Here is a 20406-nt window from a genome sequence, read left to right on the forward strand (position 1 = left end):
GCACATCTTCTGCATGAGGGTTGCGATCGTTCCGATCATAGCTGAGCGGGCGTCGGAGTTGCGGACGACGGCGGTCGGCTGCAGTCGTCGTCCGCGCCGTGGCGCGTTCAGTCTGTCCGTTCGAGGAATTCGCGAACGCGGGCGCGGGCCGGCTCACGGTTGTAGCTGCTGACAAGGGCGCCCGCCATACGAACGGGATCGCCGAAGAAAAAGTACTCGTACAAAGCCTGGCGCCCGGCGAACGAGGAAATGCTCGCATCGAAGGCAAGCTTGAAGAGTCGGACGCGCTCCGGTCCTGTCAGTGTCTTCGCCTGCATGTACAACTCGATGTCCGGCAATGCCTCACTGGCGACGTCCGCTTCACCCGGTAGGGCCATGAGGCCGGACGCCGAAAACTTGCGGATGATCGCCGGGAAACGCTGGGCAACCTTGGGATACCAGTTACGGGCCGCATTCAATGTGGGCCAATGCGGCAGGAACACGCCATCCGGACTCGGGGCAGCCTGGGCCTCCGCCGCCACCATGAGGGCCTTGCCGATTTCAACGGTCTCGATCAGCTCCGCGAGGTCTTCCTGGATGTGTTGGAATCCGTCGATCCCGATCGATGCGGCAATCTCCGAAGCAAGGCCCAGGAAGAACTCGCTCTTCGCGATGGTCCTCGTGACCACTTGGTGGGTCATCAGGGCTCCTGCGCCGGTCTCGGAGTAAAAAGCGTTGCACAGTTCGGGATGGCCGAGCATGAAGATTCGCTCGTTGGGGACGAACACATGATCGAAAACAACCACGGCGTCCATTTCCTCGTAACGGCTCGCGAGCGGCTCATCGTGGATGCCGCCGCCGTTGTAGAGGGAGGTGCGGCAAAGGTAACGCATTCCCGGAGCGTCATTCGGGAGCGCGAAGGCGTAGGAATAGGGAGCATCCTCAGGCGTCGAGCGAAGGAGGGTCGAAGGGAAAACAAGGAGTTCGTCGGCAATCGGAGCGATAGTGGCGAGCATACGAGCGCCATGGACGACGATTCCGTCCTCCCGTTCCTCGACTACCCTGGCCGAGAGTTGCCCGCCGAGCTGTTCGGAACCGGACACCGAGCGGTTGACTTGCGGCGGGATCAGGGTGTGTGTGGCCAGGAGGTCGTTCTCGCGGCAATGCTCGTAGTACTTGCGCATGTTTTCGCCGAACATCGGATCGGCCTGGGCAAACCACTTTTCCGCGGCGGCGAGCGCCGTAAGGGCTCCGTTCATGTAGTCGCCGGTCCGGCCCAGGAATCCATGGGAGTACTCGGCCCAGGTACGGATGGCCGCGTGCCGATGCTCGAGGTCCGCCTTGCTGCGCGGCACCAGGAACGAGGCACTCACTTGGTCACCCGTCGTCGGGGATTCGTAGGTGAGGGCATCCGCATACTTCGGGTCATGCTGCATGTCGAAGAGCTTCGCGTACGTGCGGGCCACGTTCCTGAAGGAGGGATGGTCTGCGATCTTCCCGGTGACCATTTCGCCGTCGATCAGGACGTGCGGGGTCATTGAGTTGAGTTTGTCCAGGTATTGCTGTCCGGTCCGGATTCCCATGGTTGTCTCCAAGAGGGGTTGAGCTGAAGCGGCATTGCATGATGGATGCGCCGTGGACGGGCCGCGGCCACTAGAGAAGATCCTCCATTCCTAATTGGCTTTCCGGGATGGTGGTGAAGGCGCTGTTGGCGAAAGCGAGCGCATCGCCGTTGCGGTAGTTGAAGTCCACCACCTCGCCTACATAGAGGGTGTGGTCTCCGCCGTCGTAAGCGGCCCATGGCTTGCATTCGAAATAAGCCAGGACGTTGGATAGCCGAGGCGCCGTGCCGCCTTCGACCCACAGTGGTTCCGGCCCGGGGCGGCCCGAGAAATGGAGGGCGAGCTGCTTTTGTTCCGCCCCCAGGATGTTGACGGTGAACGGCCGCCCAGCGAGCTCGTCGTGGGCCCTCGCTGTGCGGGCGATGCTGACGAGGACCAGTGGCGGCTCCATGGACACCGACGTGAAGGAATTGACAGTAATGCCGTGCCGCCTGGTGGCACCGTCGAAGGTCACAATGGCCACACCTGTGGCAAAGCGGCCCAGACTGCCGCGGAAATGAAGTGCCCGTGTCCGCGCAGTACGGCTGAAGGGGCCGGGCTCCGCATTCCGGCTGGACTTGGCAATCATCGTTGATTCCTGCTTGGAGATTGTTCTATATGTGAACTTGTTCTATATTTGAACAATAAATTCTCATAAAGAACCATAGTCGTTTACGTCCCAGAGCACAAGACGACGGCTCAGCCGTGTTAAATGCCAACATAGGATGGAGCCCATGAAGTCTCCCAGTGCCGCGAAGGATCTGAAAGAAACGACGGCGACAGTCTCGCCGTCGCAGACCCTCTCCCGCGGAATCCAAGCCTTGGAAATCCTGGCCGCCGCCGAACGCTCCCTGACCATTGCGGAACTTGCCGGCGCCTTAGGCGTTCACCGCTCTGTGGCCTATAGGATCCTGCGCACACTGGAGGACCATTCCTTACTGATACGCGACGACGCGGGCCGTGTCCAGCCCGGCCCTGGCCTGGCAGTGTTGGCGCGCGGGGTTTCCCGTGACCTCCAGACGGCCGCGCTGCCTGAGCTGACCCAGCTTGCCAACGCCCTGAACATGACGGCCTTCGTGGCGATCTGGGACCATCAGGACTGCGTCACCTTGGTCACCGTTGAGCCGCGCCACTCGCCCGCGACTCTGGCACAGCACCCCGGGACTCGCCACCCCGTGAACATCGGAGCCCCGGGAATCGCCATCCAGTCGACTATGAGCGAGGAAGAATGGGCCGTCCGTGCTCCAGGCTTGCCCTATCGGCGCGAGGCAGCCGAAGCGCGTCGACTCGGCTACGCGGCAAGCCACGACGAAGTCATCACAGGGCTGTCGTCCTTGGCCGCCCCCATCCAGGTGCCCGGCGGCCGGCCCGCGGCGATCGCCGTCGTCTATATCCGCCGCGAACAGGACCAGGCCGCCGTCGGCGAAGCCCTGGCCGCGAGCGCGGCCCGTATCGAAAACCAGCTGGCGTAAAGACCCGTCTGCCGCTGGTTCCGACGCTCGCTCACCTTTAGCGCCAAAATCGGAAATCCTCCTGCAGCAATTCACAAAGACGTGAGCGAGGGTTTCCAAAAAGGGACCCAAAAGTGAGCGGGCGTCGACGGCGGGGGTGGGTTCGGGGCGGGCGGCGGGCGGCTGGGGGCGGGCGGCTGGGGGTCGAGGAGCTATCCTTGGGGGCTCGGTTTGCGGCGGAGGACGAGTCCGGCAACGATGCCGAGCACCAGGAGAGCCCCCGACGCGGCTATGGATACCACGAAAGCTGCGGCGGGACCCTGAGTCTGGGCCAACTGGCCCGCGAGGTAGGCACCCAAGGCCGTACCGGCCACGATCCCGCTCGCCAGGGCGGTCATGACCGTTGCCATGCGACCCGCCGGCGCAACCACTCCCCCAATGCTGAAAACAGTCACCATGACGGGTCCGACAGGAATTCCCAGCACGAACAGAACGATGACCATCGGCCAGATCCCGGCCGGAAGGAACAAGAGAAGGGAGAACGCCGTCATCGCGACCGCGGCGACCACCCAGCGGATGGCCAGCCCAAAGCGCTGGGGCCAATAGGCAACGGAAAGCGCGGCGACTGCCGAGCTCAGCCCCACGACCGAATACAACAATCCGGCGATCTCCGCCGTGGCGAACTGGGCAGAGAACGCGCTCAAGGCATTCTGTGTCGCACCGAAGAACGTTCCCATGCAAACCATGGCCAGGACCGGAACGGCCACCCTCAGCCAGGCCACGGAACCGACGGCTGATTTCCGTTCCGCGCGGGCGCTCCCGACGCCGGCGGGCACTTTGCGTTTTGCCGGAACCACGGCCAGTTGTGAAGGATGGACGGCGAAGGCAGGCACAAGGGTGGCAGTGAGCACGGCCGCCAGTGCGAGCGGAAGCCACGGGGCTACCAGGCTGGCCAGAATTCCAACCAGCGCGGGCCCCAGGACAAACGTGATTTCGTCTGCGGTTCCCTCGTAAGACAAAGCGGTGTCCAGGTCTGCGCGGCTGGCCGCCGCGCTGCCGGAACCGACGGCAGCCGTGCCGCCTTCAGAGTTCACGTTCCGTGTGGTCAGAGCCATCCACCGGACACGGGCCATGGGACCGACCTGCGGGCAACTTGCTCCCGCGAGGAACGCCGTCACCAGAATCGCGAGCGTGTCCGTGGGAGCGTTGAAATCAGGTGTCAGGTATGCGGCGACCAGCAACGCAATCACTGCGGCTGCATTGACGGCCGCGGCCACGAGCAAGACCGGGCGCTGGCCTCTCCGGTCGGCAAGCGAGCCGAGCACAGGCGCGCCCAGGGCCGAACCGATTCCGACGGCTCCGGCCGCCAGGCCTCCGATGGCATAAGAGTGGCTGACAGCGGTCACGAGCGTGAGGGTGCCAACAGTCAGCATGGCGAGCGGCAGCCTTGCGAAGAGTCCCAACGGCAGGAAGTTTCGCCCTGCAAGTTCGGGCAAGCGGGCAAAGCGTCCCGGTAGACGGGAACGGCGTGGCGCCGGGGAAGCAGGAAATGACGGGGCGGCCTGAAGCGTTGCACTGGCCGCAGAGTTCTGTGGAGAGGAGTTCATGATTCCGGGTTCGCTGAATAGTGCGCATCGTCCCTCCTCCCGATGCGCGCGACCCGGTGTAACCCCCCGAGTATACCGGACGGCCTGCTGAGGGTGGCCTGGGCGAGCGGCTCCTAAGCCGCTGCGGCGTCGACGATTCGCACGGTGGAGCCGTTCCGGCCCTTGATCACCTGCAGCTGGCTGCTGATTCTCTGTTTCATCTCGGCAACGTGGCTGACCAGCCCGACGACCCTTCCGCCGTCGCGGAGTCCCTCAAGTGCATCCATGACTTGTTCGAGGGACTGCTCGTCGAGACTTCCGAAGCCCTCATCCACGAACAAGGTTTCGATGTCCACTCCCCCGGCTTCTTGCTGGACAACATCCGCGAGCCCCAGAGCCAACGCGAGCGAAGCCATGAAGGATTCCCCTCCGGACAGCGTGGCGGTGTCGCGCCGCTGGCCCGTCCACTCATCCACGACTTCCAGGCCCAAACCCGATTTCGCTCCCCTGGCTGCCTTCGCGTCGGTGTGCTGCAGGGTGTACCGGCCATCGCTCATGGCGATGAGCCGCTCCGAAGCTGCTGCCGCGACCTGTTCGAGCCGGGCCGCGAGGACGTAGCTGTTGAGGCTCATCTTGTAGCCGTTGTCGCCTGCCCCCCTGGCAGTTTCGGCGAGCTCGCTGAGAACCCGGGCGCGTTCGCGGGGGCCGCGCCCCGAGGCCGCAGCCTCTTCGTACTGCAAGCGGATCGTTGCCAAGGTAGCCACCGTCCGTGCGGCAAGTCCGGCAGCAAGAGCCAGGCGGCGGCCGGTTTCCGCCGCATGGCCGGCTTCGTGTTCGACGGCGGCGAGCTCGACGGCGGACAGCGGCACCTCTCCGATCCGCGCTTCCTTGGCGGCGAGCACGAGGTCCTCGGACTCGAAGAGCTCCGCCAGACGGGCACTTTCGGTCTCGGCCGCCCGGATGGCTTCGTCAAGCCGTGCGGCGTGCTTCTCGTCGAGGATTTCGAGCCGGGCGGTCTCCGCGGTTTCGAATCCGTTGACCGACAGAGCCCGTTCCAGGGCTGTGGAAGTATCGGCCAAAACCTCCCGGGCACGTTCCAACTGCACGCTGGCGGTGACGGCATGCTGCAGGAGCTCACGTTTCCCGTCCAACGCCTCAATCCGGCCGCGCAATGTGCCGAAGCCATCGCGAAGCCCGGAAAGCACAGAGTCCAGCGCCCCACGTTGTTCGACGAGCAAGGCCATGGTGGACTCAGCTTGCGCCGCGGCTGTCTCCTCCTGGCGTTGTTCATCTTCCAATCGGGCAATGTGCTCAAGCGCGCGCTTGAGATCCGTTGTGCCTTGCTTGAGCCCTTCGACGGCGGAACGCGCCGAGGCAAGGGCCTCTCTGGCCACGGTCTCCGCCGAAGCGGCTTCCTTCGGATCGAGGTCTCCGCCCCCGGCCGCGAGCACGGCGACCTCCTGCTCGGCCGCCGCCAGCTCGGCCGCCGCCTGAAGGAGGTCGTGCTCACTCGCGTCATAGCGTTCGCGGGCCGATTGCTCTTCTTGGGCAAGAGCCAAGGCCGTCAGCCCGGCCGCTGCCGGGGAAGGGTGCTCGACGCTTCCGCAGACAGGGCATCCTTCGCCCTCCCGCAGTTTGGCGGCGAGCTCGGCGGCGGCATTGGCTAGCCGGGTTTCGCGGAGGTCCAGCCAGAGTTGGCGGAGGTCCTGGGAAAGCGCACGGGCCAATGCGTGCCGCTTCCCGGCCACGGACAGGGACTCGAGGGAGCTTGTGTAACGGGCTACGGTCTTGACCGTGTTCTGCGCTGCAGCCGCCTCGGCTTCGCGCAGGGGCAGTTCCGCAGCCGCCGCTTCCAATGGAGCTATCCGGGTTTCCAAGGCAGTTGCCTCCGCGCGAACCGCGGCCAAAGCGAGGGACCGCGCTTCCTTGGAGGATTCGCGCTGCTCTGCCGCCACGTTGAGCGCACCAAGCCGCGCGGTGATGTCCTCGAGTTTTTGTTCGTCCGGGACCCGGGCTTCCAGGACAGCCGTGGTTTCCTGAATCCTGGCCAAGGCCGCGGCAGGATCGCTGGCATCCAGGGACGCTGCAGTCAGCTTCGCCGTAGCCGACTCAGCCTTCGAGGCCGCCAGGTGAAGTGCCTTCGTGGCACGATCCACGCCTTCGAGCTGTCCGCCGAGCACGGCAGCTTTCCGGTGACGTCCCAGGCGGTCACGGAAATCCTGGACTTCTGCCGCGCCTGCGGCGAGCACAAGCTGTCGGCGCGTGGCGGCGTCGAGCTTCCCGTGCCGTTGAACCCGTTCCCGGGCGGAGTTGAACTTGTCTGCTAGCTGAAGCGCTGCAGCCTCGGCAGAGCTGGCATCTTGCTGCCGGGCCGCCGACTCGAGGCGCGCCTGCTGCTCGAGGTACTCGAGTCTTGCTTGGTTCGTGGGCGCACCCGCGTCGGCGACCAGGGCAAGGTCCTCAGACTCTTCCATGCCGAGTTGCGCAAACTCTGCCTCCGCCCGTTGCAGGAGCAATTGGAGTTCGTTCTCGCTCTCCTGCACTTTGGCCCGCGCGGCGTTTGCCTGGAGTGCCAACTGCTGTTCGATCGCTTCAAAGCGCTGGGTGCCGAAGAGCTTCTGCAGCAAGTCCAGGCGGTCGGAGGCCTTGGAGCGCAGGAACGCCGCGAAATCTCCTTGCGGAAGCATGACAACCCTGGTGAACTGCTCCCGGTCCATTCCGAGAACGTCCCCGATTTCCACTCCGGCCTCGTCGTTGCGGGAAGTCTTCTCTTCCCACGAACCATTGACCCGTTCGCGGAGAAGCGTTTTGGCCTGCTGGGTGGTGAAGCCTTTGCGGCCACGGGCACTGGGCCTGTCCCATGCCGGCGAGCGGGTGACCTCGAAGCGCCGTCCGCGCGCCGAAAATTCACAGACGACGCTGGGCTCCGCGGTCGGTTCAGCATGGTCGCTCCGTAAGCGTTTGCCGTCCTGACGCGCGCCTGGCACCGAGCCGTAGAGCGCAAAACAGATTGCGTCGAGGACACTCGTTTTTCCTGCACCGGTGGCACCGTTCAGGAGGAACAGACCCTGTGCGCCCAACTGGTCGAAGTCAATCGACTGGAGCCCGGCAAATGGCCCGAAGGCCGTCATCTCAAGGCGGTGGATTCTCACAACTCCGCTCCTTCCAGCCTGACCGCTTCCAAAGCTTCACGAAGGGCGGAGAGTTCAGTTTCGTCGCCAGGCCTTGCCCGCACATGGTCAAGGAAGCCGCAGCATACGCCTAGATCGTCCTCTGCTTCGGCAAGCCTGCTGCTATAGCTGACATTGGCCTTTCCCTCGGCATCTTCAGGATCAAAGCCCAACACGAGGGTGTCAGGGAACCGGGCACGCAGTTGTTCCATGGCCTGCGCGGGCCGTGCAGCGTCCGTCAGAGTGACCTGGCAATAAGCGGCTTCAGCCCAGCGGTATTCTTCCGATTCCAAGAGTTCGGTGAGTTTTCCCCGGAGTATCGCGAGCTCCCGCGGTGCTTTCCACAGAATTTCCTCAACGTTTTCAACGCCGCCGACGCCAACGTCAACCAGCCAGGCTCCCTTCCGGTGCTTGGCTTCAGAGAAAGAATAGGCCAGCGGCGAACCCGAATACCGGACGTGTTCCGCAAGCTCCTGCCGCCCGTGCAGATGGCCCAAGGCCGTGTAGCCGAAGCCCTCGAAGAGATCCAAGGGGACTGCCCCCAAACCACCGATGCTTAGATCACGCTCGCTGTCCGAGGTAATGCCGCCGCTGGCGAAGGTGTGTGCCAGCACGACGGAATGCACAGGTCCCGTCTCACGTCGCCGCGAGATGTCCTCGTGGATGAGCTGTACCGCGGCCTGGGTGACGTCGAAGTGATTCGCGGTTTCCGTGCCGAGCCGCTCGGCGACGAGCCTCGGTTCGAGATACGGGATACCGTAGACGGCCAGCACCGGGGCATCCGGCCTCGCTGTTGTGTCTTCGTTGCCGTCCAGTGGAAACAAGATAGGAGAATCAAGATCCTCTACCCGGGTCCGCAGATGAACTCCCCCGCGTTCGAGTAAGCGTGAGGCGAAACCGAGCCGGATCGCCGAATCGTGGTTCCCGCTTGTCAGCACCACCTTGGCACCGGCGTCGGTGATCCGCACCAGGGCGTCGTCGAGGAGCTTCACGACATCCAGGCCAGGGAGCGCGCGGTCGTAGACGTCCCCGGCAATCAGCACGACGTCCACCGACCGTTCCCGGACGACTTCCAGCAATTGCTCGACAAAGTCGCGCTGGGCATCGAGCATCCCGACGCCATGGAACGAACGTCCCAGGTGCCAGTCCGAAGTGTGAAGAAGCCTCATGTTTTCACGCTAACCGGAGGCACGGACATTATTGGTGCGGCGCGGCGGCACCGGCCGTCAGAGTGCCTTCCAGACAGCTGGATTCTTGTGTCAGTCCCGCTTGCCGTCGAAGAAATCACGGGCGGGGTCGACGTCGGGCGTCGCCTCAGCGGGCACAGCTGCGGGCCCTGCAGCCGGTGTGGAAACCTCGGCCGCGCCAACAGGCGCCACGGCGTCAGCGCCGTCGTCGGACTTTTCGTCCGACTTTTCGTCCCATTCATCGGCATCTAAGGGTTCTGCGGGTTCTTCGACCGCAACCGCAGCTGCGGGGGTGGATTCACCGAACCCGCGGAAGACGAGACCCGCGATCGCTGCCCCCACCAACGGTGCAACCCAGAAAGGCCAGAGCTGCTCGAGCGCCCAACTGGAGCTGAAGACTGCGGAGGCCGTGGCACGGGCGGGGTTGAACGCGAGGTTGCCGGTGGACTGGCCCAGTTGCAGCAGCACAGCGACGGTCAGGCCCACAGCGAACGGTGCCGCGACCCGGTTGGGGTTTCGTCGCGCCGTGACACCAAGGAAGACCCCTACCAAAAGCGCGGCACCAAGGACCTCAACCAGCAGGACGCCGGCGAGCGGAACCTGGAAGCTGGAGTGCGTACCGAATCCCGACGTTGCCGTGTCAAAGACGGTGCGGCTGTCCGTGATACCCGGCACGGTCCGCACGACGGCGAAAATCGCCAAAGCGCCCAGCAGGCCACCGACGATCTGGGCCCCGAGGTACGCGGCTCCATCCACGGGCTTCAAGCGGCCGGCGATCACGTGGCCAACCGTGACGGCCGGGTTGAAGTGGCCGCCCGACAGGTAGCCGAACGCCAGCATCGCAGCAGTAACGGCAAGGCCGCTTGCCAGCGGTGCCGGCATTGGAACCGCCTGTGGATTGATGAAAATGAGCACGCCCAAGCCAATAACCACAAGGAACAACGTCCCCAGAGCTTCAGCGGACGCCCGGGCAAGGAGCCGGGGGCCGCGGGAGGAGGGAACGGACACAGTGGTGGTCATGGGGGATGATTCCTTAGTTCGAGGTTCGGGTGGCGCTCTTGCCTGCAGCATCCTGCCAGCCGAGACTGGACGCTTCCTGAATCCGAGCCTAGCCGCCCAACGCGATTACGGCGACCGCGAGCGCCGGGCCAGGTCAAGCCCGGCAAGCAGCCGCGGTAGATTACCACTATGAGTGCTGAACCGTCCCCCTTCGCTGCGCCGTCCTTCGAGTCCCGGGTACACGGCTGCCTGTTGGGGGGCGCCCTCGGCGATTCGCTCGGTTATGCGGTGGAGTTCGACGACGTAGCGACCATCCGCTCTCGCTTCGGCCCGGCGGGCCTCACCTCTTTTGGACAGCTCGACGGCGGCAGCCACTTTTCGGACGACACCCAGATGACGCTGTACACCGTCGACGGGCTCGTGGATGCCCTCGAATGGGCCAACGACGGCGTGGCTGCCGATGAAACTGCGTGCCTTTGGCTCGCATACTTACGGTGGCTCGCCACCCAGGGGGTAGCTTTGCCGGCGTCGGGGCCCGTTCCCCAGCCTCGCTGGATTGACGGCCAGGATGTGCTCCGGCATCGCAGGAACCCGGGCAAGGCGTGTCTCAGCGGGCTTGCCACCGGCGACATGGGAACCGTCTTCCGCCCCGTCAACCCGGAATCGAAGGGCTGCGGCACTGTGATGCGGTCCGCGCCGTTTGGCTTGATCCCCCATATCTCCGAGGCTGCGGTTTACAAGTTGAGCACCGATGCCGCGTCCTTGACCCATGGCCACCCCTCTGCCCGGCAAAGTGCGGGCGCCTTCAGCGTACTGGTGCACCGGCTGGCCACCGGCTCGGATGTACGGTCCGCGGCTGAACATGCGTTGAGCGTGGTGGCCGCATTGCCGAATCCGGCTCCCGAACTACTGGAACGCCTTCGCCAGGCCCTGGAACTGTCGTCCACCGGCACCTTGCTCAGCCCGGAGGAACTCACGGCGCAACTGGGCGAAGGCTGCGTCGCGGAGGAGGCACTCGCCGTCGGGCTCTATGCTGTGCTGGCAACCGCTGCAGCCGAAGCGCGGCCCGATCCGGCGGACCATTTCCGCCAAGCCATAGCCATGGCACTGAACCACAGCGGCGACAGCGACTCCACTGCCTCCATCGCGGGCAATATCCTGGGTGCTTTCCACGGCGAAGGCGCTTTGCCCTCCGACTGGCTTGAAGCGCTTGAGGCACCGGATGTCATCCGCGGGATGGCGCAGCGGCTTATTGCTGTCACGGCCGGCTAGAAGGCAATCGGCTCAAAACCGGCGAAGAGAGATGTTGTTGCAAGCTTCGCAGACTTCCTCGGGAATGAGGCCGTGCCTCTGTAGGAAGCCAAAAATGGCGCAGCCAAGGCAGAACCCCAAGATGGACTCAAGGGACGCAGCCACAATCAACAGGGCGAGCAGGATCCAGGCGCCGAGCGCGAAATCGGCGAAAAACAGTACCGCGGCCGCTGTGCTGAGCACGGCGCCGATTCCCTGTGCGAAACGCTTGGGCGGTCCAGGGACAAGTTTGGCTGAACCCACCCTGGGAGCCAGCGCCTTGACGGACAACAGCGCAAACGGCGAGATCCTCGGCCCGAAGAGCACACGCAGCCAGAAGCCGGCCGCGATCAGCACGAGTCCCCAGCCAAAGCCGCTCACGAGGGTGGCCACTGACGCCAAAACCACCAGCCCGGCGGTGATCCTCGCGGCGTATTCATTGACCGGGTTGGGGAAAGCGAAGACGGCCCGCCAACCGGTGGCTGCCGGAGCCAGCGTCCCTGAGATGAACCGTGCAGTGTACGGCTGGTTGCCTTGTGTCATGGCTCAAGGCTAGGAGCGCGGGAACGCAACAGGAAGCTTTGTTGCTCCGTGTGAATTTTGGCCTCGCTAGCGTCCGCCGACCATTTGTAGGAACTCCCCTTCGGAGAGCACCTCGATTTGTTGGCCGCGGCTGTGCAACTCCAGAACCCGCTTTGCTTTTCCGGTAAGCCGACCATTCCGCAGATCGCCGGCCACAAAGCCGTCGCCCACCACCAGGACGGTGGTCCTTCCTGTCACCCGGCTTTCCGGACGCGCGCCCAGTTCGGCTGCGCGCTGTTTCGCTTCGGGCCGGGCAATCGCCAACTCACCCGTGAAGACCACTGTTTGGCCGAACAAGGGGTGGCCCGGTTCCGCGGCGGGGTTGGGCTCCGGATTAGTGCCCTCTTCCGGCCAGTTGCTCCAAGCCCGCCCAAGCTGGCCGGCGCCGGCCCGGCCAGCGGCTTGCGCGTCCCGTCCTCCGCCGACCGCGAGCGCAGCCAGAGTCTGCTTGGACAGGCTGTCTCCGGGCTGGAAGGCCTGCTGTTTGGGTATGGCCAGGCCGAGGGACAAATAGAGTTCGGCAATGCTGTTGGCGTTGTTCCGCTGCGCGATATCCACCAGGATTCCGGCGCAGGCCCTGGCGTCCTCGGCGGCGTCGTGATGGTTCACGAGGGGCACGCCGGCTTCTTCGGCTGCGTAGGGCAAGGAATTGGACACCAAGGAGTAGCAGCGCCTGGCCAACATCACGGTGCAGACGTACTCGTAGGCGGGGCCGGGCAGCCCGGAAACTTCGAGCCCGGAGCGGATGACACCGAGGTCGAAGGCTGCATTGTGGGCGGCCAGGATATCCCCGCCGATAAATGCCCCTATTTCAGGAAAGAGCTCACCAAAGCGGGGAGCGCCAGCGACGTCCTCGGCCCGGATGCCGTGGATGCGGGTGTTGTGGTATTCGAAGTGGTCATGGTTTTCCGGTGGCCGCATGATCCAGGAGGCTTCCTCCACCACGACTCCATTGCGGACCTTGCTCAGGCCGACAGAGCATGGCGAGCCCCTGAAGCCGTTCGCAGTTTCAAAGTCGATCGCCGTAAAGTCCAATGCCACTGGACAAGGTTACAGGTGGAAACGAATCCGCACGGCGCACCCGCGGTCGTCGCCACATCGTGTGTGCAAACGATCAGACTTCATCCGCGGTCACCTGCAGCTTGCCCAACGCGTCGCGAACGCTGCCACGCCGCTTGCTCCGCCCCATCGGATGTCTCAATGGCCCGACGGCGGTTGTCCCGTACCCTTGAAGGGTGACCCTTTCTGCGATGAACGACTTTGCCGTATCCACTTTGGTGGGCGCGGGACCGGTGCAGCCGCACATGTCCGCGCTCCTCCCCGACTGGTTGAACCCCCAAGTCTTCCTGGCCGACCCCGCCTTGGCACCATGGGTCGTCCTGCTCGTGTGCGGCATTGTGTTCGCAGAGACGGGACTGCTGGTGGGCTTCTTCCTGCCCGGCGACTCCATGCTCTTCACCGCAGGACTGCTCGTCGCCACGGATACCATCAAGTTCAATATCTGGGCACTCACGGCCCTCATTGTCGTGTCTGCGATCATCGGCAACCAAAGCGGCTATCTCATTGGTTCCAAAGCCGGGCCGGCCATCTTCAACAAGCCTGATTCCAAGCTGTTCAAGCGGGAGAACGTCGAGAGCGCACACGCCTTCTTCGAAAAGCACGGCGGCAAGGCCCTGGTCCTGGCGCGCTTCGTCCCGATCATCCGCACCTTCGTCCCGGTGATTGTGGGCGTCGCGCAGATGGACAAGCGCAAGTTCTTCATCTTCAACGTCATCGGGGCCGTGCTCTGGGGCGGCGGCGTCACGTTGCTCGGCTACCTTCTGGGCGACAAGGTGCCGTGGGTCCGGGACAACCTCGACATCATCTTTGTGGTCATCGTCCTGCTCTCGGTGGTCCCCGTGGCCGTCGAGGTCATCCGCGGCTTCCTGGCCAAGCGCAAGGCCACAGAGCGTGGAACAGAACCCGTCCAAGAGTTCATCGAAGAACACGAAGCCGGCAAGCACATCGAGCGCTAGGCCAGGGCTTGACTGCCCCCAACCGAGCTAACTGATTTGTCGAGAGAGGCACCCCGCAGTCCAGTTGCGGGGTGCCTCTCTCGTTGTGACCCTTGCGCGCGGAGGACTCAGCGCAGGGCGTTCACGATGGCCGGGAGCAGTGCCCTGAATGCCTTGCCCCGGTGGCTGATGGCGTTCTTCTCGTCGGAACTCAGCTCGGCGCAACTGCGATCCAGGCCCTGGGGCTGCAGCACGGGGTCGTAACCGAATCCTCCGGCACCGCGGGGTTCACGCAAGAGAATGCCTTCGAGCTGGCCGTATTCGACCACCTCGCGCGCCCCGCCGTCGACGGCGTCCGGTACAGCGAGCGCCGCTGCACAGACGAACGCCGCTCCACGGTGGGCGTCCGGGACGTCGGAGAGTTGAGCCAGCAAAAGCTGCAGATTGGCGGCATCGTCACCGTGCCGGCCGGACCAGCGCGCCGAGAAGATCCCCGGGGCTCCGCCCAGCACATCGACAGCGAGACCTGAATCATCGGCAATCGCCACCAGTCCCGTAGCTTCAGCGACAGCGCGTGCTTTGAGCAGGGAGTTCTCGGCAAAGGTCACGCCCGTCTCGGCAACATCGGGTGCTCCGGCCGCGCCTGCGTCAATGACTTGGGTATCGACGTCGAGTCCTGGCACCTGCCCCCTGAGGAGTTCCCTGAGTTCGCGAAGTTTGCCCTTGTTGTGGCTAGCGAGAACGAGTCGCGGCGCAGCTGCTGTCGTTGCCTCGCTCACGGGGCCTCAGCCAGTGTCTCGCGCTGGATGGCTGCCAGCTCTCCCGTGCCAATGAGGGCAAGGTCCAGCAAAGCGTTCAGTTCATCGCGGTCGAAGGGGGCGCCCTCTGCGGTTCCCTGGACTTCCACGAACTTCCCCGATCCCGTGACCACCACGTTCATGTCGGTTTCGGCACGCACATCTTCGACATAGGGCAAGTCCAGCATCGGGATACCGTCAATGATCCCCACGGAGACCGCGGCGATGGTGTCGATCAAGGGCTGCGCGTTCTTGGCGATCATCTTGTTCTCCCGGGCGAAGCGGATCGCCTCGGCGAGCGCCACGTAGGCCCCGGTGATCGCGGCCGTCCGGGTACCGCCGTCGGCCTGCAGGACATCGCAGTCCAGCACGATCGTGTTCTCCCCCAGAGCCTTGGTGTCGATGATGGAACGTAGCGAACGTCCGATCAGGCGCGAAATTTCGTGGGTGCGGCCGCCGATCTTGCCTTTGACCGATTCACGGTCTGAACGGGTGTTCGTGGCACGCGGAAGCATGGCGTATTCGGCGGTGACCCAGCCACGGCCCTCACCTTTGAGCCAGCGAGGCACGCCTTCGGTCAGGGAAGCCGTGCACAGCACCCGGGTATTGCCGAATTCGATCAGGGCCGAGCCTTCGGCCTGCTTGGACCAGCCACGGGTGATGCTGATGGGACGGAGTTGATCGGGCGTACGTCCGTCGGCACGGATGACGGGGACAGAGGTGGCTTCGGAAGTCATACTGCAAGCTTAGCGATCTCCCGGCCCTCCCCGGACTGCACAGCTGGACTGCACAGCTGGACTGCGCAGGCGGACTCCTGCGTCAGACCGTGTAGTGAACTCCGGCAACAGCGACGGCGACATCACCGGCGAACTCGGGCTTCGCGTCGGCCATGACCTTGGTCTGCGATGTCCACACCGGTATATGGGTCAACAAGAGGCGCCGGGCTCCGGCGGCTGTCGCTGCTTGGGCTGCGCGCTTGCCGGTCAGGTGCACATCCTTGATGTCGTCGTCGCGCCCTTCTTCAAAGGCCGCCTCGCACAAGAACAGGTCCGCGTTGCGCGCGGCATCCTCAAGGCCTTCGCACGAGTCGGTGTCCCCCGAGTAGGTGAGGATCCGGCGCACGGCATTGCCTTCTTTGTCCGGCTCGGTGACTTCCACGCGCAAGGCGTAGGCCTCTTCCACGGGGTGGTTCACGGCATAGGGCGTCACGGTGAACGGTCCAAGCTGCACGGGCTGGCGTTCGGCCCAGATGCTGAAGTCGAATTCCTCGTGCATTCCCGGGTTCAGTTCGAGCCCATAGGCGGTGGCCATGCGATCAGCTGTGGCTTCGGGACCCCAGACCCGGATCCTGTCCCGCCCCCAGCCGCCCGGCTTCCAGCGGACGGCCACGTGCAGGCCGCACAGGTCCATGCAATGGTCCGGGTGCAAGTGGGTCAGGAAGATGGCATCGATATCTTCGAGGTCCGTGTAGCGTTGGATGGCTCCGAGGGCACCGCTGCCGATATCCAGGACGATCTTCCACTGGCGTTCACCGTCGTGCGCGGTCAGCAGGTAGCACGACGCCGGAGAGCCTGGCCCGGGGAAGGAACCTGTGCAGCCAACAATGGTCAGTTTCACTGGATGCGGCCCCCGCGGGCCGCGCCGAACTCCTTTACCGTGAAGGCTGCGGGGTCAACGAAGTTGGACGTCCTCGCATGATGGCCGCCGGCGCGGGCGGCCTCCAACATTTCCGGGGTGATGCGCGCGAGGCTTCCGGTCGGGTACTGGGCGGCCACATGGTCCACGTGGCGCACGGAGAGGACCTCGGGGCCGAGGAAGCGGCGGGCCAGGTTTTCAAATTGCGCGGCGTCTCCTGTGGCCATGAAATCATGGTGGGGCTGGACCGCATCGCTTCGCTGGATTCCGTGGGTGACCAGTGCGCGGTACACGTCCTTTGCCGTCTCCTCGGCGCTGGACACAAGGGTGACGTCTTCCCCCATGACGTATGAGATGACGCCTGTGAGCAAAGGATAGTGTGTGCAGCCCAGTACCACGGTATCCACGCCGGCTTGCCTGAGCGGTTCCAGATACCCGTGGGCTGCGGCCAGGAGCTCCGGACCGGTAGTGATCCCGGCTTCCACGAAACTCACGAATTCCGGACAGGCCACCGAGGTGATGCTCAGGTCCGGAGCAGCGGCGAAGGTGTCTTCGTAAGCGCGGGAACCCACCGTTGCCGATGTCCCGATCACGCCGATCCGGCCGGACCGGGTAGCGGACACGGCCCGGCGTACGGCGGGCTGGATGACCTCAATGACGGGAATCCCATAGCGGGCCGTGTAGCGTTCGCGGGCATCGCGCAGAACCGCTGCCGAGGCTGAGTTGCAGGCAATGGTCAGCAGCTTGACGCCGGAGTCCACCAACTCGTCCATGACCCCGAGCGCATTGGCCCGGACTTCGGCGATAGGGAGCGGCCCGTACGGGCCGTTGGCGGTATCCCCTACATAGATGATGGACTCATTGGGCAATTGGTCGATGATTGACCGTGCCACCGTGAGTCCGCCGACCCCGGAATCGAAGACGCCGATGGGGCGTGCTCCCAGCAAAGGGTTGTCTGCATTGTTAGTCAGTGTTTCCGGCCTGCGCTGGGTTTCCGGCGCTGCCTCGGCGGCGCGCTCCCCGTCCGATACCGGGTCCGATGCTGAGTTCATGATTCTTAGAGAATAAAGCAAGGCATGTGCCACAGCCACGACTTGTGTCGGGGGCCTCGTGTCTGTTTTGTCACACGGAAGACCACGAGCGCCTCGTGTCAGCTCAGGATTTCCGTTCCATCGATGCCATCATGGCCTGCACCAACGATTCCTGGAGCCACGTGGTGAAGTTGTAGACGAGCGCCAAGTAACTTTCAACGTCCTCGGCCTGGGACCAATCCTGCATGGCGTGGACATGGTCGGCATCGGCTTCGTCGCGGATATCGAGGCGCTCGGCCAACACCAGACGGACGTCGTTGAGCGCCATGGACCAGAGTTTTGCCTCTTCCTTCGTCAGCACGAGCTCGCTGCGGTCCAGGCCCATCGCAGCGGCCCGGAGCGCGCCTATCTTTCCTTCCCGCAGCGAGCGCTCGGTGAGCTGGCGGAATTCAAGGGACGCGCCGTCGTCGTTCTTCATGACGTTCGGCAGAAGCCTCAACAGGGCGCGGTCGGACGGTTCCTTGACATTCATGTCCAGCCCGATCAAGGCCGTCAGGGGATCTTCGCCCTGGGACAGCTGTGGTTCCAGCATGGAAATGACATCGTCCAGGAGACCGCGCAGGAGTTCGCGCTCGGCGGGCTCAAGGTAGCCGGTGATGCCTTTGAGTCCGTACTTGAAAGCCTTAGCCACGTGCGCCGCCCTTGCGTCCCCGGCCGTCGCCGCTGTTGCTTGCTTTTTCAACCGTCGCCCACAAGCCGTAGCCGTGCATGGCAACCGCGTGCTGCTCCACTTGTTCCTTGCCACCGTGCGCCACGATGGAACGGCCCTTCTTGTGGACTTCAAGCATGAGTTTGTTGGATTTGGCCTCGGAATACCCGAAGTAGCTCTGGAAGACGTAACTCACGTAGCTCATGAGATTGACGGGATCGTTCCAGATCACCAGGTTCCAAGGGATGTCAGCAGCGCTGAGGAGGTCGGTGGACGACTGCTCCGCGGTGTCCGTCCGTTCCTCCCCCTTGAGGCCTGCGTCTGTGACGGCTGCAGTGCCGGGGGCAACGGTAGTGGTCATCTGTCCATTCTAAGGCGATGGATGGGCGCACACCGGCGAGAGTGGGGACTAGAGTGAATTCGTGAGTAGATCCGTCGCCTGGGACCACCCCCGCACGTCGCTGTACACCGATCACTACGAGCTAACAATGCTGGAAGCTGCCCTCCATTCCGGCGCGGCCCATCGGCGCTCGGTCTTCGAGGCCTTCGCCCGCCGCCTGCCCGATGGCCGCCGCTACGGAATAGTGGCCGGCACAGGCCGCTTGCTTGAGGGAATCAAGGACTTCCAATTCGGCGACGCCGAGCTTGCCTTCCTGGACCGGAACAAAGTAGTGGACAAGCAGACGCTGGACTTCCTCGCCGACTACAGGTTCTCCGGAGACATCTGGGGCTATCCCGAGGGCGAGGCCTATTTCCCCGGCTCCCCGATCCTGATCGTCGAATCAACCTTCGCTGAAGCGTGCATCCTGGAAACGTACATCCTGTCCGTGCTCAACCACGACACGGCCATTGCCTCGGCCGCCTCCCGCATGACCAGCGCGGCCGGAAACCGGCCGTGCATCGAGATGGGTTCCCGCCGCACCCAGGAGGAATCCGCGACGGCGGCAGCCCGGGCCGCAGTGATCGCAGGTTTTGGCAGTACCTCCAATCTTGAGGCCGGGCGCCGCTACGGCATCAGGACCGTGGGCACAGCCGCCCATTCGTTCACGCTCCTGCACGACACCGAGCGTGAAGCCTTCGAAGCGCAGATCTCGGCGTTCGGACCGGGAACGACGCTCTTGGTGGACACCTACGACGTCGAGACCGGGGTACGCACCGCGGTGGAACTCGCAGGGAGCAAGCTCGGAGCAGTCCGCTTGGACTCCGGAGACCTGGTGGCGCAGGCGCAATGGGTGCGGGAACTCCTGGATAGTCTCGGTAACCTCGACACCCGGATCGTCGTCACCTCGGATCTCGACGAGTTCGCGATTGCTGCCCTGCAGTCAGCCCCGGTGGACGTGTACGGCGTCGGAACTTCCTTGGTCACGGGCTCGGGGGCCCCGACGGCCAGCATGGTCTACAAACTGGTCAGCCGGGCCAACGATGCCGGGGAATTCGTTTCCGTGGCCAAGACCGCCAAGAACAAAGCTAGTGTCGGCGGCCGCAAATACGCCCTCCGCAAGCTCAATGAACTCGGTATCGCAAGCCAGGAGATCGTGGGCATCGGGCATCGGCCGGACGACGACGGCAACGACCGCCCCCTGCTCCAGCAGTTCGTGAAGAACGGCGAGTTGCTTCCCGGGTGGACAGGACACGAAGGCGTGGTCCGGGCCCAGGAACGCCATGCTGCCACCATGGCCGAACTACCCCCAGTGGTCCGGAGGCTGCAGCGCGGCGAACCGGCAATCCCCACCGTCTATGAGGAGGACTGAATGTCCCGTGCCCTGATCATCGTCGACGTCCAGAACGACTTCTGCGAGGGCGGGTCCCTCGCAGTCGAAGGTGGTGCCGCCACGGCCGCGGCCATCAGCGAATATCTTGACTCCAACCACCAGCACTTCGACCATATCGTGGCCACGCAGGACTGGCATGTGGATCCCGGCAGCCACTTTTCGGACACCCCGGACTTCGTGGACAGTTGGCCGCCGCATTGCCGCGCCGGAAGCAAAGGCGCTGAGCTCCATCCGGACCTGGATGCGGAGTACGTCCAGGCCTACTTCCGCAAGGGACAATTCACCGCAGCCTATTCAGGGTTCGAAGGGGTCCTGGCACCCGAAGACGAGGTGCCCACGGGCGAACTCGCTTCCGGAGCTGTCCCCTCCCTCGAACCGGACGAAGACGCGCTCGGGCTCGACGACTGGCTGCAAAGCCATGGGGTGGAAGAAGTGGTGGTGGTGGGAATCGCCACCGACTATTGCGTCAAAGCCACTGCCCTGGATGCTGTCCAAGCAGGCTACTCCGTGACAGTGATCGGCGAACTCACCGCCGGAATCGCGGAGGATCTTGACGAGACCTACACGGAACTGGAAGAAAACGGCGTCGAGCTCAGCACCGGCTAAGCCCCGCTGACTGGAGC

19 protein-coding genes are annotated in these 20406 nt (G+C 64.2%); 5 read left to right on the forward strand and 14 right to left on the reverse strand.

Going from position 1 to position 20406, the window contains the following annotated elements:
- Window positions 1-107: 107 nt before the first annotated feature.
- Both hpaB and A3M3_RS0100790 read right to left on the reverse strand, forming a co-directional pair.
- A complete protein-coding gene (hpaB, locus tag A3M3_RS0100785) occupies window positions 108-1562 on the reverse strand; it encodes a 4-hydroxyphenylacetate 3-monooxygenase, oxygenase component (protein ID WP_028264708.1) in 1455 nt (484 codons plus the stop codon).
- A 70-nt stretch (window positions 1563-1632) separates the two neighbouring features.
- Window positions 1633-2169 (reverse strand): flavin reductase family protein, encoded by a 537-nt coding sequence (locus A3M3_RS0100790; RefSeq protein ID WP_028264709.1) that lies wholly within the window; start codon window positions 2167-2169, stop codon window positions 1633-1635.
- 145 nt (window positions 2170-2314) lie between these two features.
- On the opposite strand from A3M3_RS0100790, the gene A3M3_RS0100795 reads away from it, so the two are divergent.
- On the forward strand, window positions 2315-3052 hold the full coding sequence (locus A3M3_RS0100795; RefSeq protein WP_035741168.1) for an IclR family transcriptional regulator: 738 nt from the start codon (window positions 2315-2317) through the stop codon (window positions 3050-3052).
- Window positions 3053-3243: 191 nt separating this feature from the next.
- On the opposite strand, the gene A3M3_RS0100800 is transcribed toward A3M3_RS0100795, so the two are convergent.
- From A3M3_RS0100800 to A3M3_RS0100815, 4 genes are all read right to left on the reverse strand, one after another.
- Window positions 3244-4638 (reverse strand): MFS transporter, encoded by a 1395-nt coding sequence (locus A3M3_RS0100800; RefSeq protein WP_028264711.1) that lies wholly within the window; start codon window positions 4636-4638, stop codon window positions 3244-3246.
- Between the two features lie 113 nt (window positions 4639-4751).
- Window positions 4752-7769: an AAA family ATPase gene (locus tag A3M3_RS0100805; protein ID WP_028264712.1), complete on the reverse strand. Its 3018-nt coding sequence runs from the start codon at window positions 7767-7769 to the stop codon at window positions 4752-4754.
- Window positions 7766-8956, reverse strand: a complete 1191-nt coding sequence (locus A3M3_RS0100810; RefSeq protein ID WP_028264713.1) for an exonuclease SbcCD subunit D — start codon at window positions 8954-8956, stop codon at window positions 7766-7768. Before A3M3_RS0100810 ends, A3M3_RS0100805 begins: the two co-directional genes overlap by 4 nt.
- Window positions 8957-9046: 90 nt before the next feature.
- Complete coding sequence (locus tag A3M3_RS0100815) at window positions 9047-9994, reverse strand: MIP/aquaporin family protein (RefSeq protein WP_028264714.1); 948 nt, start codon at window positions 9992-9994, stop codon at window positions 9047-9049.
- 168 nt (window positions 9995-10162) lie between these two features.
- Between A3M3_RS0100815 and A3M3_RS0100820 the strand changes: the two genes are divergently transcribed.
- Window positions 10163-11245 (forward strand): ADP-ribosylglycohydrolase family protein, encoded by a 1083-nt coding sequence (locus A3M3_RS0100820; protein WP_028264715.1) that lies wholly within the window; start codon window positions 10163-10165, stop codon window positions 11243-11245.
- A gap of 12 nt (window positions 11246-11257) precedes the next feature.
- On the opposite strand, the gene A3M3_RS0100825 is transcribed toward A3M3_RS0100820, so the two are convergent.
- Both A3M3_RS0100825 and A3M3_RS0100830 read right to left on the reverse strand, forming a co-directional pair.
- Window positions 11258-11806 (reverse strand): DUF4395 domain-containing protein, encoded by a 549-nt coding sequence (locus A3M3_RS0100825; protein ID WP_081736656.1) that lies wholly within the window; start codon window positions 11804-11806, stop codon window positions 11258-11260.
- Between the two features lie 66 nt (window positions 11807-11872).
- On the reverse strand, window positions 11873-12886 hold the full coding sequence (locus tag A3M3_RS0100830) for an exonuclease domain-containing protein (RefSeq protein WP_028264717.1): 1014 nt from the start codon (window positions 12884-12886) through the stop codon (window positions 11873-11875).
- Between the two features lie 209 nt (window positions 12887-13095).
- Between A3M3_RS0100830 and A3M3_RS0100835 the strand changes: the two genes are divergently transcribed.
- Window positions 13096-13860: a DedA family protein gene (locus A3M3_RS0100835; protein ID WP_028264718.1), complete on the forward strand. Its 765-nt coding sequence runs from the start codon at window positions 13096-13098 to the stop codon at window positions 13858-13860.
- Window positions 13861-13967: 107 nt separating this feature from the next.
- Here A3M3_RS0100835 and rdgB read toward each other — a convergent pair whose 3' ends face one another.
- From rdgB to clpS, 6 genes are all read right to left on the reverse strand, one after another.
- The gene (gene rdgB, locus A3M3_RS0100840) at window positions 13968-14618 is read right to left on the reverse strand and encodes an RdgB/HAM1 family non-canonical purine NTP pyrophosphatase (protein ID WP_028264719.1); all 651 of its coding nucleotides are present in this window, start codon (window positions 14616-14618) and stop codon (window positions 13968-13970) included.
- The gene (rph, locus tag A3M3_RS0100845) at window positions 14615-15373 is read right to left on the reverse strand and encodes a ribonuclease PH (RefSeq protein WP_028264720.1); all 759 of its coding nucleotides are present in this window, start codon (window positions 15371-15373) and stop codon (window positions 14615-14617) included. Before rph ends, rdgB begins: the two co-directional genes overlap by 4 nt.
- Before the next feature lie 82 nt (window positions 15374-15455).
- Entirely contained in the window at window positions 15456-16253 is a 798-nt protein-coding gene (locus A3M3_RS0100850) for an MBL fold metallo-hydrolase (protein ID WP_028264721.1), read from the reverse strand.
- Entirely contained in the window at window positions 16250-17323 is a 1074-nt protein-coding gene (murI, locus tag A3M3_RS0100855) for a glutamate racemase (RefSeq protein ID WP_081736657.1), read from the reverse strand. Before murI ends, A3M3_RS0100850 begins: the two co-directional genes overlap by 4 nt.
- A gap of 103 nt (window positions 17324-17426) precedes the next feature.
- On the reverse strand, window positions 17427-17993 hold the full coding sequence (locus tag A3M3_RS0100860; protein ID WP_028264723.1) for a DUF2017 domain-containing protein: 567 nt from the start codon (window positions 17991-17993) through the stop codon (window positions 17427-17429).
- Window positions 17986-18372, reverse strand: coding sequence for an ATP-dependent Clp protease adapter ClpS (gene clpS / locus A3M3_RS0100865; RefSeq protein ID WP_028264724.1), 387 nt, complete (start codon window positions 18370-18372; stop codon window positions 17986-17988). The genes A3M3_RS0100860 and clpS overlap by 8 nt, the downstream gene beginning before the upstream one ends.
- A gap of 61 nt (window positions 18373-18433) precedes the next feature.
- On the opposite strand from clpS, the gene A3M3_RS0100870 reads away from it, so the two are divergent.
- Window positions 18434-19762, forward strand: coding sequence for a nicotinate phosphoribosyltransferase (locus tag A3M3_RS0100870; RefSeq protein WP_028264725.1), 1329 nt, complete (start codon window positions 18434-18436; stop codon window positions 19760-19762).
- Window positions 19763-20389, forward strand: coding sequence for an isochorismatase family protein (locus tag A3M3_RS0100875; RefSeq protein ID WP_028264726.1), 627 nt, complete (start codon window positions 19763-19765; stop codon window positions 20387-20389).
- Window positions 20390-20406: the final 17 nt, after the last annotated feature.

It is taken from the genome of Arthrobacter sp. MA-N2 (assembly GCF_000517125.1).
In the GTDB taxonomy this organism is placed as follows: Bacteria; Actinomycetota; Actinomycetes; order Actinomycetales; family Micrococcaceae; genus Arthrobacter; species Arthrobacter methylotrophus.